The organism is Verrucosispora sp. ts21, assembly GCF_002879555.1.
Taxonomy (GTDB): domain Bacteria; phylum Actinomycetota; class Actinomycetes; order Mycobacteriales; family Micromonosporaceae; genus Micromonospora; species Micromonospora gifhornensis.
Window position 1 is genome coordinate 39,251 of the sequence record NZ_PNOZ01000018.1, and the last position, 11,864, is coordinate 51,114.

Here is an 11,864-nt window from a genome sequence, read left to right on the forward strand (position 1 = left end):
CCGGGGGCGTTGCCCGATCGCCGCCTGGCAGGGGCAAGAATGGGACCATGGCGTACGACGCGGTGGTGCTGGTGTCCTTCGGCGGCCCGGAAGGGCCCGACGACGTGCTGCCCTTCCTGCAGAACGTGACCCGGGGGCGGGGCATCCCGCCGCAACGCCTGGCCGAGGTCGCCGAGCACTACCAGCACTTCGGCGGCGTCTCCCCGATCAACCAGCAGTGCCGGGACCTGCTCGCCGCGGTCCGCGCCGACTTCGCCGCCCACGGTCTCGACCTGCCGGTGTACTGGGGCAACCGGAACTGGCACCCGATGCTCGCCGACACCTTCGCGCAGATGCGCGACGACGGCGTACGGCGGGCGTTGGCCTTCGTCACCAGCGCCTTCGGCGGGTACTCCTCGTGCCGGCAGTACCAGGAGGACATCACCGCCGCCCGAGCCGCGGTCGGTCCGGACGCGCCGGTGATCGAGAAGATCCGCCAGTTCTGGGACCATCCCGGCTTCGTCGAGCCGCACGTCGACGCGGTACGGGCAGCGCTGAGCCGGCTCGACCCGGCCCGTCGGGACCACACCCGACTGGTCTTCACCGCACACTCCGTACCCGTGTCGATGGCGGACAGTGCCGGCCCGCACGGCGGCCGGTACACCGCGCAGCTCACCGAGACGGCCCGGCTGGTGCACACGGCCGCCGCCCCCGACCTGCCCTACGACCTGGTGTGGCAGAGCCGCTCCGGTCCGCCGCACGTGCCGTGGCTGGAGCCGGACATCAACGATCACCTGACCGCCCTCGCCGCGAAGGGCGTCACCGCCGTGGTGGTCAGCCCGATCGGTTTCGTCTCCGACCACCTCGAGGTGATCTGGGACCTCGACACCGAGGCGCGGGACACGGCCACCCGGCTCGGCCTGGAGTACGTCCGCGCGGAAACCCCGGGCACCGACCCCCGCTTCGTGACAATGGTGCGGGAGTTGGTGCAGGAACGCATCGACCCGGCCGGGGCCGACAGGCGTCGCCGTCTCGGCGAGCTGCCGATGTGGGACACCTGCCCCTCGGTCTGTTGCGTCCCGCCCCGCCGTCCGTCCTGACCGGCCCTGGCGACCACCCCCCCGACACCCCTGCGGAGACGAGCATGCAAGACCGTAAACCCGTCGAGAGTTGGCTCACCGACATGGACGGTGTGCTGGTGCACGAGGGCCAGCCGGTGCCGGGCGCCCCGGAGTTCATCAAGCGGATGCGGGCCTCCGGCAAGCCGTTCCTGGTGCTGACCAACAACTCCATCTACACCCCGCGTGACCTCCGGGCCCGCCTCGCCCGGATGGGTCTGGACGTGCCGGAGCAGGCGATCTGGTCCTCCGCGCTGGCCACGGCCCAGTTCCTGGCCGATCAGCGGCCGGGCGGCACCGCGTACGTGATCGGGGAGGCCGGGCTGACCACGGCGCTGCACGCGGTCGGCTACGTGCTCAGCGACTTCGCGCCCGACTACGTGGTGCTGGGGGAGACCCGCACCTACAGCTTCGAGGCGATCACCAAGGCGATTCGGCTGATCAACGACGGGGCGCGGTTCATCTGCACCAACCCCGACGCCACCGGCCCGTCGGTCGAGGGGGCCCTGCCGGCCGCCGGCTCGGTGGCGGCGATGATCTCGAAGGCGACCGGGGTGGAGCCGTACTTCGTCGGCAAGCCCAACCCGATGATGATGCGCTCGGCGTTGAACACCATCGACGCGCACTCGGAGAGCACCGCGATGATCGGCGACCGGATGGACACCGACATCCTCTGCGGGCTGGAGGCCGGGTTGGAGACCATCCTGGTGCTGACCGGCATCAGCACCCGCACGGAGGCGGAACGCTACCCGTACCGGCCGTCGCGCATCGTCAACTCGGTGGCCGACCTGATCGACGAGATCTGACGCGACGGGAATCAGGTAGCGACGGGCGTCATGCGTTCACCTTGTGCCCGACGCGTCGCAGACCATCGACCCTTCCTGAACCGCTGACACCCGCGCTACGGGCGTAGTGGGGCGTTGCAGGCGGCGACGAGCGCCTGGCGGCAGGCGGTGGTCAGCGGGCGCAGGGCGGCATCGCGCTGCTGGGCCTCGTGGTTGTTGACCGCGCCGCCGGGTGCGGCGTGCCCGGCCAGGGCGAGCACCCGGTCGAGTACGGCGGCCCGGGCGAACAGCCGGCGGGCCCGTGGGTCGAATCCGGGCGGCAGGTCGGTGGTGCCGTCCGGGCGGCGCAACGCCTCCAGAGCACCGGCCAGCTCGGGACGCCACTGGGCGACGTCGAGTCGGGTCAGCGCCGCCGTCGTGTCGGCCAGCGCGGCGGCCAGCTCCGCCTCCGCCTCGGCGGCGCCGGGCAGGGTGAGCGAGGCGGCCGGGGCGTTCGCCGGCAGCGGGTAGACCCGCCAGAGCACCGTCTCGAAGGTGTCCCCGGAGCCGGAGGTGTGCACCCGTACCTCGGGGATCAGGCCCATCGCGCCGGCGACGACCGCCTCACCGGCGAGCAGCGCGGCCCCGGCGAAGTCACCCGGGCCGGGCAGGCCACGAGGGTCGCCCGGTGCCGGCAGCACCAGCCGGATCTCGTCCGGCGAGAGCTTGGCCAGGGTGGGCAGGGCCTCCCGCAACGGCACGTCCGTCCAGGTGCCGGGCGCGTCGGCGACGTGGTGCTCCTCGTCGCCGGCGACCTCGTCGGCGACCTCGTCAAAGGGCACCAGCCCGGCGCGCCATGCGCGCACCCAGGCAACGAACCGGCTCGACCGGCGCGGCGCGAGGATGGCCGCACCCGCAGCGGGGGTGGACATGCCGAAAGAGTACGTGCTCACGCCCGCCCCTGTCTCGGCTGCCGCGCCCCACCCCCACCCACCTGCCCCCTCTCCGCCCTCCCACGCCGTCGATCTTGCAGTTTTGGTCGCCGTTACGTCTGCTATGCGCCTTTCTCGGCGACAACTTCTGCAAGATCGACGGTCCCGGGCGGGTCGCGGCGGGGACCGGGGTGCGTCCTGGGGTGGGCGGCGGGTCGAGGTGTGGGGTGGGGGTGAGGGGACTAGCGTGCGTGGGATGGGGCGGCGGTATGGCGAGGACGTGTTGGCGGGGAACTGGCGGCGTCGGACGGTGATTCCGGAGGTCGACGCCGAGACCGACCTGGTGGTCGAGGACGCCGATTCGGGCTTCTGTGGCGCGGTGGTGGGTTTCGAGTCCGGTGCGGTCGTGCTGGAGGACCGGCACGGTAAGCGGCGCAACTTCCCGCTGCGTCCGGCCGCGTTCCTGCTCGACGGCCGGCCGGTCACCCTGCGCCGGCCCGTCCGGGCACCGGTGCCGGCCGCGCGTCGGCGTACCGCCTCCGGTTCGATCGCGGTGGACGGGGTCCGTGCCCGCGTCGCCCGGGCCAGCCGGATCTGGGTGGAGGGTGTGCACGACGCCGCCCTGGTCGAGCGGATCTGGGGCGACGATCTGCGCATCGAGGGTGTGGTGGTGGAGCCGCTGGAGGGTATCGACGACCTGGACGCCGCGGTACGCGACTTCGGGCCGGCCCCGCACCGGCGGCTAGGTGTTCTGGTCGACCATCTGGTGCCCGGTTCGAAGGAGAGCCGGATCGTGGCCCGGGTGACCTCGCCGCACGTGCTCGTCACCGGGCACCCGTACGTCGACGTGTGGCAGGCGGTGAAGCCGGCGGCCCTGGGCATCCGGGCGTGGCCGGTGGTGCCGCCGGGGCGGCCGTGGAAGGAAGGCGTCTGCGCGGCGCTGGGCGTCGCCGAGCCCGCCGACATGTGGCGGCACATCCTGTCCCGGGTGAACACCTACGCCGAGGTGGAAACCCCCCTGATCAACGCCATGGAACGATTGATCGACTTCGTGACCGAGCCGGCCTGATCCCGGCCGCTCGCGGTCTGCTTCTCCGTCGACCGCCCGTCGTCGTCGACGTACTGCGGCACGCCGCCCGGGGCACGCGTGTCCCGGTTCTGGCAGCAGAGCGCTACGGTGTACCGCCTGATCCCTACCATTCCCCGGGGGTGCCGGTTGAGTCGGTTCGAGCAGCCGCGACGGCGGGTGCGTCAGGCGTTCCAGGCGGGACGTGAGTCGGTCCGCGCCGCCCGCGAGCGACAGCGCGAACGGGCCGCGATCCGGGCGGAGGAAGCCCGGCCCGAACCGCTGCCCTGGCGACCGGAACCGCCCGTCGACGGTGGCGGCTCGACGACCAGCCGCGACGACTCCGACGTGCCGAAGGCGCTCCGGATCGCCGCCGCCTGGTCGTGGCGTCTGATCGTGATCGGGGTCGTCGGCTGGGCGCTGCTGCGCTTCATGGGTGCCATTCGCATCGTCATCGTTCCGCTGCTGGTCGCCCTGCTGCTCACCGCGTTGTTGGCACCGGCCGTGGGTTGGCTGCTGCGCCTGCGCGTTCCCCGGTCCCTGGCCACCGCCGTGGTGCTGATCAGCGGGCTCGGCGCGGTGGTCGGCACGCTGACGCTTGTGGTCAACCAGTTCATCGTCGGTCTGCCGGATCTGAGCGTGCGGGCCGCGGCCGGCATCGGGCAGATCCAGGACTGGCTGCGCGACGGCCCGCTCGGGCTCTCCGACGGTCAGCTCAACGGGTACGTCGAGGCCGGGCAGAAGTGGATCAACGAGAACAGTCAGTCGCTGACCAGCGGAGCGATCAACACCGCCGGCACGGTGGTCGAGGTGTTCACCGGCACCCTGCTGGTGCTCTTCGCCATGTTCTTCTTCCTGCGCGACGGTGACCGGATCTGGCGGTTCCTGGTCGGGATGCTCCCGGTCGCCGCCCGCTGGCGGACCGACGACGCCGGTCGGGCCTCCTGGCTGACCCTGGTGGCGTACGTCCGGGCCACGGTGCTGGTGGCCTTCATCGACGCGCTGGGCATCGGCATCGCGCTCGTACTGTTCGACGTGCCGTTCGCCTTCCCGCTGGCCGCGTTGGTGTTCCTCGGCGCGTTCATCCCGATCGTCGGTGCCACCCTGTCCGGCGCGGTGGCAGTGCTGGTCGCCCTGGTCGACAGCGGCTGGGTCACCGCGCTGGCCATTCTCGGCGCGGTGATCGTGGTGCAGCAGCTGGAGGGCAACGTCCTGCAACCCTGGATCATGGGCAAGGCGGTGGCCCTGCACCCGCTGCCGGTGGTGTTGGCGGTGACCGCCGGTGTGGTGCTCGACGGCATCGTCGGCGCGCTGGTGGCCGTACCGTTGATCGCCGTGCTCAACACGGCCGTGCGCCGCCTGGCCCGCCGCCCACCGGAACCGGCCCCGCCGATCCCCGACGCGGTGGTAGTCCGCTCCACCGCCCCCTGAGCCATCCGACCCGACCGGCCGGCCCCGACCTGCGTGCCGTGCCGGCCCCGGTCGCCGGGTCGGAACCGGTCGTGGCGCGTCGTCGGGTCGGGACCGGTTACGGCGCGTCGTCGGGGGAGCGGGTGAAGACGAAGGTGGCGATGTCCAGCGCCACCGGGGTGCCGTTGTCGTCGCGGAGCACGGCCAGCACCTCGCCGTTCTCCTCGCCGCTGACGGCCCGCCACCGGTCCGGGCCTTGCGGGACGAAGCGGCTGACCGGGTCGCCCGGCATGGTCCCGAGCAGGTCGCCGGTCGAGGCGTCCCAGGTGACGTCGAGCGGGAGGCCCATCCACCACCAGCGGCCGGTGAGGGCGGCCACGTCGGCCGGGGGCGGTGCGTCGACCGGGCGCCACGGCCGGGCCGGCGTCGGTTCGGCGTCCAGGACCTGGGTGAGCAGCTGCCGGCCGAGCGTGCCGAGACCGCCGCTGCGGAAGGAGTACGCGTTGGTGAAGCCGACGACCCCGGTACGACTGGGCCGGTGCACCTCCAGCACGGCGAGGTAGCCGGGCATCGAGCCGCCGTGTCCGGTGTACACCCGCTCGCCCTCGCGGTGCAGCGCCAGGCCCAGTCCGGGTCCGGCCCGCCAGGAATCAGGGTCGATCATCGCCATCGGGACGCACATCTCGTCGACGGTCTCCGGGGCGAGCACGGCCGGATCGGGCTCGGCGAGGAAGGCCGCCCAGCGGGCCAGGTCCGCGACGGTGGACCAGAGCTGCCCGGCCGGCGCCATGGCGCCGGTGTCCGCACGCGGTTCCTCGCGCAGCGTGTCGTGCCACGGGTGCACCACGTAGCCGGGGGCGAACGGTGCGGTGGGCGCGTACGTGGTGCGGTCCATGCCCAGCGGGTCGAGGATCCGCTCGGACAACAGCTGCGCCCACGGCGTCTTCGTGATCCGTTCGAGCGCCGCGCCCAGCAACGCGTACGCCAGGTTGGAGTAGTGGAACGTGCGGTGCGGCGGGTGGGCGATCTTCGCGGCGGAGAACCCGGCCAGCAGAGTGGGCAGGTCGACGCCGTCGCTGCGTTCCCACCACGGCCCGTCCGGCTCCCGCTGGAGACCGCTGATGTGCCCGAGCATCTGTCGCAGGGTGACCGGCCCGGCCGCGTCGGCCTCCGGCAGATGCCGCCGCAACGGGTCGTCCAGGGCCAGCCGACCGGCGTCGCGTTCCTGCATGATCAGCACCGCGGTCATCGTCTTGGTGATCGAACCGATCCGGAACTGGAGATCGGCGTCGGGTGCTGGATGGCTGCCGGCGGTGGCCACGTGGGCCAGCGTGCCGTCGCGCACCACACCGAGAATCAACGACGGAACGTGACCGGCCACCTGGGCGTCGGCCACCAGAGCGTCGACCTGTCGGGTGGTTTCGGGACGCAGAGACATCTTTCTCCCTCGGATAGTGGTGACCGGGAGCTTACGATCATGTCAATTCGATGACACGTGCATTGTCATGTCACGATCGTGTTATGGATGCCGTGTTCTGGATCGTGCTGGGCGTGGTGCTGGCGGTCGCTGAGATCTTCACGGCGACCCTGTTTCTGATCATGTTCGCGGTCGGTGCGTTCGCCGCTGCCGGCGCCGCCGCGCTCGGTGCTCCGGTGGCGGTGCAGGCGGTGGTCTTCGCCGCCGTGTCGGCGCTGACCGTGCTCGCCGCGCGGCCGGTCATCCAGCGGCACAAACAGTCGGCGATGGAGAGCGGCGACACCGCGTTCGGCATCGAGGCGATCGAGGGCTCCACCGCCCTGGTGTTGGAGCAGGTCGACTCCGACAAGGGCATGGTGAAGATCGACGGCGAGGTGTGGAGCGCCCGAGCCTACGACGCCACCCAGGTTTTGGCCCCCGGCGAACGGGTGCAGGTTATTCAGGTCAAGGGAGCGGTAGCCCTGGTCTGGCGGGATGTTGCGACGCCCGCTGAGCTACCCGAAGCGGAGAGGTGAACGGATGGAATTCGTATTCCCCGTCCTGTTGATAGGTATCGCGCTGATTTCGGTGATCACCCTGGCGAAGGCGCTGCGGATCGTTCCGCAGCAGCGCCAGGACGTGGTCGAGCGGCTGGGTCGCTACAAGCGCACGCTGAACCCGGGTCTGAACCTGCTCGTGCCGTTCATCGACTCGGTGCGTACCAAGGTCGACATGCGGGAGCAGGTGGTCAGCTTCCCGCCCCAGCCGGTGATCACCTCGGACAACCTGGTCGTGTCGATCGACACCGTCCTCTACTTCAAGGTGGTCGACTCGGTCCGGGCCACCTACGAGATCTCCAACTTCCTCCAGGCCATCGAGCAGCTCACCGTCACCACGCTGCGTAACGTGATCGGCTCGCTGGACCTGGAGCGCGCGCTCACCAGCCGCGAGGAGATCAACCGGCACCTGTCCGGCGTACTGGACGAGACCACCGGCCGGTGGGGCATCAAGGTGACCCGGGTGGAGATCAAGGCGATCGAGCCGCCGCCGAGCATCCGCGACTCGATGGAGAAGCAGATGCGCGCCGAGCGGGACCGCCGTGCCGCGATCCTCAACGCCGAGGGGCACAAGCAGTCGCAGATCCTCACCGCCGAGGGTGAGAAGCAGGCCGCGGTGCTGCGCGCCGACGGTGACCGCCAGGCCCGGATCCTCCAGGCCGAGGGTCAGGCCAAGGCGATCCGGACCGTGTTCGACGCGATCCACACCGCCAACCCGAGCCAGAAGGTGCTCGCCTACCAGTACCTCCAGGCCCTGCCGCAGATCGCCAACGGCACCGCCAACAAGGTGTGGATCGTGCCGGCCGAGCTGACCAAGGCCCTGGAGGGCATGGGCGGCGCACTCGGCGGGCTGAGCCAGATGGTCGGCGACGCGCCGAGCCCGAAGGCCTCCGACGACGCCAGCGCGGTCGAGCGCGAGGCCGCCGAGGCGGCGCAGGCCGCCGCCGCTGCCGCCCAGGAGATCCACAACGAGGTACGGGTGGCCGAGGCGCAGGCCACCGGCGGCAAGGCCCCGCAGGGGCTGCCCGCGCCGGAGCCGGTCTCGCCGACGAGCCTGCTCAACGACCCGGCCGACCAGCGCGAGCGCGGCTGATCCGTCCGCCGGCGGGCGCGCCCACCCTCACGGGCGCGCCCGCCGGGCAGTAATGCGAGAAAGCCTCATGAGGCGCTTCGGTGTTTGCCACCATCGGTCCTAGGGCCGGTCTGGTCAGGCACCGGGGCGCTTTTCCTACGCCCCAGGGGATGCCCGTGGATGAGCGAGGTGAGGCATGGAACCGCTGCGCCGTTTGTGGTCCGCGCCGGAGGTGCCGGGCAAGCACGACCCTCAGGGCCCGTTGGGCACCCGGCGGACCGGCGGCGGCTTCGGCGTACTGCCCTTCATCGACGAACCCGCTCCACCCGGACCCGCCACCAACGCCAGTTGGGCGTGGTCACTGCGCCGGCTGGCCCGCGCCGCGGTCTGGCTGCTGCCGGCGTACGCGATCCTCTACGGCCTGGTCGCGATGGCCAGCGACGGTGGCGTCGGCAACGACCCGTACCCGGCCGACGGTCGGGCGCTCTACCTGATCGGCTGGGTGGCTGCGGTCTGGCTCGGCCTGCTGGCCCTGCTCGGTCTGACCGGCCTGCTCGCCGCCACCCGCAGCCGCCATCCCGCCGTGGCCGGGCTGCTGGTCAGCATCGCCGGCACGGTGTTGATGCTGCCGTTCGCCGGGCTGGCCGAACAGACACCCGTCTTCGGCACCACCGCACGGACCCTGGTGCTGGTCGGCGCGACCTGCTACAGCCTGGGCTGGCTGCTCACCGGCTGGGCGGTGGCCCGTTCGGGCATGTTCAGCATCGGCGACGGCACCATGCTGATGATCGCCAGTCCGCTGCTGGGCCTCGGCGGTGCGTTGATCGGCTCCCTGCAGACCTTCGGCGCGATCTTCGTACTGATCGCCGGCATCGGGATCGCGTACCGTTCCGGCCGGCTGATGCCCCGGGAGATCCTCAACGACGCGGCCAGCGCCAGCGTGGCCACGGCCGGACCACCCGGCCCGCTCGGTCCCGGCGGCGCCGGCCCACTCGGCGCGGCCTGATCCACCCCGCTTGCCCGTGGGGCGCGGCCGGACCACCCTTCCGGCCGCGCCGTCCTTGGCGTCCCCTGTGCCGCTCGGCGTTCCCTGCGTCGCTCGGGGTTCCCTGCGTCGGTCGGCGTTCCCGGCGTGCCGGGTCGTGCGGTGGTGTCCGTATTGCCGGCCGCAACCAGGCTGACCAGCGCACAAGCTGCTGGCAAGTAGCGGTGAATTGGCTGACAACCAGCGCGTCCGGGTGGTCGGAAGGTGGCATTCGCGGCAATCCTGGTGACCATGGCCACCCCTACGCCGCTGTCGCGGCTGTTCACCGTGCTGCTGACCGGCGTGCTCGCCGGACTCGTGCTGGCGGTCGCCGTACTGCCGGTCAACCTGGTGTTCGGCTTCGCCGCCCGGGCCGCACTCGGTAACTACGCCGCGCTGCCGGACGCGCTGCGGACCCCGGCCACCCCGCAACGTTCCTACCTCTACGCCAACGACGGCAAGACGTTGATCACCACGTTCTACGACGTCAACCGCACCGACGTGACGCTTGCCGAGATCGCGCCGGTGATGCGCCAGGCGATCGTGGCCGCCGAGGACCGCCGCTTCTACGACCACGGTGGCGTCGACCTGCGCGGCATGTTCCGGGCCCTGGTCCGCAACGTCACCTCCGGCACCGAGCAGGGTGGTTCGACGCTGACCATGCAGTACGTGCGCAACGTGCTCAAGACCGACCCGAACCGCACCGCCGAGGAACGGGCCGCGGCCACCGAGCAGACCGTCGGGCGCAAGATCCAGGAGATCCGGTACGCCAACGCCCTGGAACAGCGCCTCGGCAAGGACGAGATCCTCAACCGCTACCTCAACATCGCGTACTTCGGTTCCGGGGCGTACGGCATCGCTGCCGCCAGCCAGCGCTACTTCTCCAAGGCGCCGGCCGACCTGACCCTCGCCGAGGCGGCGTTGCTCGCCGGCCTGGTGCAGGCGCCGGAGGCGTACAGCCCGATCGACGGTGACGCCGACGCGGCGCTGACCCGGCGGGCGTACGTCCTGGATTCCATGGTCGCGACCGGGGCGATCACCGCCGAGCAGGCGAGAAGCGCGAAGGCCGAGAAGGTGAAGCTGGACCCCAGCGACCAGGCAAACGGCTGCGCAGCCACGGTCAGCTCCCGCGACGGGTGGGGCTTCTTCTGCGACTACCTGCGCCGTTGGTGGATGGAGCAGCCCGCGTTCGGCGACACCGTCGCCGAGCGGGAGCAGGCGCTGCGCCGGGGCGGCTACAGCGTGGTCACCACCCTCGACCCGAAGGTCCAGAAGACCGCGCAGCAGCAGGCCACAAGCATCTACGGGTACGACAACAAGCGTGCGGTGCCGATCGCCGCGGTCGAACCGGGCACCGGTCGGGTCCTCGCCATGGCGGTCAACCGGCACTACAGCCTCGACGACAACCCGGACGGGCAGCTCAACTACCCGAACACTGTCAACCCGCTGATCTCCGGTGGGGGCAGCGTCGCCGGATACCAGGCCGGCTCGACGTTCAAGCTGTTCACCATGCTCGCCGCGCTGGAGTCCGGCCGTACCCTGGCGACCGGTTTCGACGCGCCCAGCAGGCTGCCCACCCGGTACGCCGCCGGCACCGACGACAGCAGCTGCAACGGCCAGTGGTGCCCGGCGAACGCCAACCCGCAGTGGATGAACGGCTACCGGATGATGTGGGACGGCTTCGGCCGCTCGGTCAACACGTACTTCGTCTGGCTGGCCGAGCAGGTCGGCCAGGACAAGGTGGTCGAGATGGCCCAGCGGCTGGGCATCACCTTCCGCGCCGAGGCCGACGCGCGCTTTGCCGAGGACAACGCGTCCAACTGGGGGGCCTTCACCCTCGGCGTGTCCGCCACCACCCCGCTGGACCTGGCCAACGCGTACGCCACCGTGGCGGCCGAGGGCACGTACTGCGCGCCGTTGCCCGTGGTGTCGGTGACCGCGCCGGACGGGCAGCGGCTGCCGGTCGGTGACCCCTCCTGCCGCCAGGTGCTCGACCCGGACGTGGCGCGGGCCGCCACCGACGCGGCACGCTGCCCGGTGGGTCAGCAGTCGGCGTTCGGGCAGTGCAACGGCGGTACGGCCACTGCGGTGAACCGCATCCTCGACGGCCGCCCGGTGGCCGGCAAGACCGGCAGCTCCGAGCAGGCCGCCACGGAGACCTTCGTCGGCTTCACCCCGCAGGTCGCGGTCGCCGGCATCGCCGCCAACCCGGACGACCCCACCGACCTGGTCGGCTCCGCCGTGCAGGCGCGGGTGATCGAGGCCGTCGCCCGGATCATCGCCACGGCGGTCGACGGCGAACCGGCCGAGTCCTTCACTGCCCCCAGCCGCGCTCTGGTCGGCGACCCCCGCCGTCCGGTCGAGCGCAGCCCGCTCGACGAGCGACGCCCGACCACCGAGCGAGGTCAGTCCGACCTGCCCCGCTGGCTGCAGAACCGGGGCTGACGGCCGCAGCGCCGGGCGCTCTGTGGGGCGACGAGCATGCT

The 11,864-nt window shown here is 71.6% G+C and carries 10 protein-coding genes; 8 read left to right on the forward strand and 2 right to left on the reverse strand.

Translation table 11 applies throughout. From position 1 onward, the window contains the following. The first annotated feature begins 47 nt into the window (after positions 1-47). Both C1A38_RS10315 and C1A38_RS10320 read left to right on the forward strand, forming a co-directional pair. Positions 48-1,079 carry a ferrochelatase gene (locus tag C1A38_RS10315; protein ID WP_102657618.1) on the forward strand — a complete coding sequence of 344 codons (1,032 nt, stop codon included), beginning with the start codon at positions 48-50 and terminating at the stop codon, positions 1,077-1,079. Continuing rightward, complete coding sequence (locus C1A38_RS10320) at positions 1,028-1,903, forward strand: HAD-IIA family hydrolase (protein WP_199180166.1); 876 nt, start codon at positions 1,028-1,030, stop codon at positions 1,901-1,903. The genes C1A38_RS10315 and C1A38_RS10320 overlap by 52 nt, the downstream gene beginning before the upstream one ends. A 95-nt stretch (positions 1,904-1,998) precedes the next feature. On the opposite strand, the gene C1A38_RS10325 is transcribed toward C1A38_RS10320, so the two are convergent. Next, on the reverse strand, positions 1,999-2,793 hold the full coding sequence (locus tag C1A38_RS10325; RefSeq protein WP_102657619.1) for an Rv1486c family protein: 795 nt from the start codon (positions 2,791-2,793) through the stop codon (positions 1,999-2,001). A gap of 256 nt (positions 2,794-3,049) precedes the next feature. Here C1A38_RS10325 and C1A38_RS10330 point away from each other — a divergent pair, with 256 nt between their 5' ends. Both C1A38_RS10330 and C1A38_RS10335 read left to right on the forward strand, forming a co-directional pair. Further along, positions 3,050-3,862: a DUF3097 domain-containing protein gene (locus C1A38_RS10330; protein WP_102657661.1), complete on the forward strand. Its 813-nt coding sequence runs from the start codon at positions 3,050-3,052 to the stop codon at positions 3,860-3,862. A gap of 147 nt (positions 3,863-4,009) precedes the next feature. Continuing rightward, positions 4,010-5,290, forward strand: a complete 1,281-nt coding sequence (locus C1A38_RS10335; protein WP_199180167.1) for an AI-2E family transporter — start codon at positions 4,010-4,012, stop codon at positions 5,288-5,290. A gap of 97 nt (positions 5,291-5,387) precedes the next feature. Here C1A38_RS10335 and C1A38_RS10340 read toward each other — a convergent pair whose 3' ends face one another. Continuing rightward, complete coding sequence (locus tag C1A38_RS10340; protein ID WP_102657621.1) at positions 5,388-6,707, reverse strand: serine hydrolase domain-containing protein; 1,320 nt, start codon at positions 6,705-6,707, stop codon at positions 5,388-5,390. A gap of 83 nt (positions 6,708-6,790) precedes the next feature. Here C1A38_RS10340 and C1A38_RS10345 point away from each other — a divergent pair, with 83 nt between their 5' ends. From C1A38_RS10345 to C1A38_RS10360, 4 genes are all read left to right on the forward strand, one after another. Further along, positions 6,791-7,261 (forward strand): NfeD family protein, encoded by a 471-nt coding sequence (locus tag C1A38_RS10345; RefSeq protein WP_102657622.1) that lies wholly within the window; start codon positions 6,791-6,793, stop codon positions 7,259-7,261. A gap of 4 nt (positions 7,262-7,265) precedes the next feature. Further along, positions 7,266-8,375: an SPFH domain-containing protein gene (locus C1A38_RS10350; RefSeq protein WP_013734868.1), complete on the forward strand. Its 1,110-nt coding sequence runs from the start codon at positions 7,266-7,268 to the stop codon at positions 8,373-8,375. 175 nt (positions 8,376-8,550) lie between these two features. Then, the gene (locus C1A38_RS10355) at positions 8,551-9,360 is read left to right on the forward strand and encodes a hypothetical protein (RefSeq protein ID WP_102657623.1); all 810 of its coding nucleotides are present in this window, start codon (positions 8,551-8,553) and stop codon (positions 9,358-9,360) included. 270 nt (positions 9,361-9,630) lie between these two features. Beyond that, positions 9,631-11,823, forward strand: coding sequence for a transglycosylase domain-containing protein (locus C1A38_RS10360; protein ID WP_102657662.1), 2,193 nt, complete (start codon positions 9,631-9,633; stop codon positions 11,821-11,823). Positions 11,824-11,864: the final 41 nt, after the last annotated feature.

Bases quoted from the DNA above. Each gene is read 5' to 3' on its own strand.
- C1A38_RS10315 (WP_102657618.1), top strand. From the start codon at position 48: ATGGCGTACGACGCGGTGGTGCTGGTGTCCTTCGGCGGCCCGGAAGGG.
- C1A38_RS10325 (WP_102657619.1), bottom strand. From the start codon at position 2,793: ATGTCCACCCCCGCTGCGGGTGCGGCCATCCTCGCGCCGCGCCGGTCG.
- C1A38_RS10330 (WP_102657661.1), top strand. From the start codon at position 3,050: ATGGGGCGGCGGTATGGCGAGGACGTGTTGGCGGGGAACTGGCGGCGT.
- C1A38_RS10340 (WP_102657621.1), bottom strand. From the start codon at position 6,707: ATGTCTCTGCGTCCCGAAACCACCCGACAGGTCGACGCTCTGGTGGCC.
- C1A38_RS10345 (WP_102657622.1), top strand. From the start codon at position 6,791: ATGGATGCCGTGTTCTGGATCGTGCTGGGCGTGGTGCTGGCGGTCGCT.
- C1A38_RS10350 (WP_013734868.1), top strand. From the start codon at position 7,266: ATGGAATTCGTATTCCCCGTCCTGTTGATAGGTATCGCGCTGATTTCG.
- C1A38_RS10355 (WP_102657623.1), top strand. From the start codon at position 8,551: ATGGAACCGCTGCGCCGTTTGTGGTCCGCGCCGGAGGTGCCGGGCAAG.
- C1A38_RS10360 (WP_102657662.1), top strand. From the start codon at position 9,631: ATGGCCACCCCTACGCCGCTGTCGCGGCTGTTCACCGTGCTGCTGACC.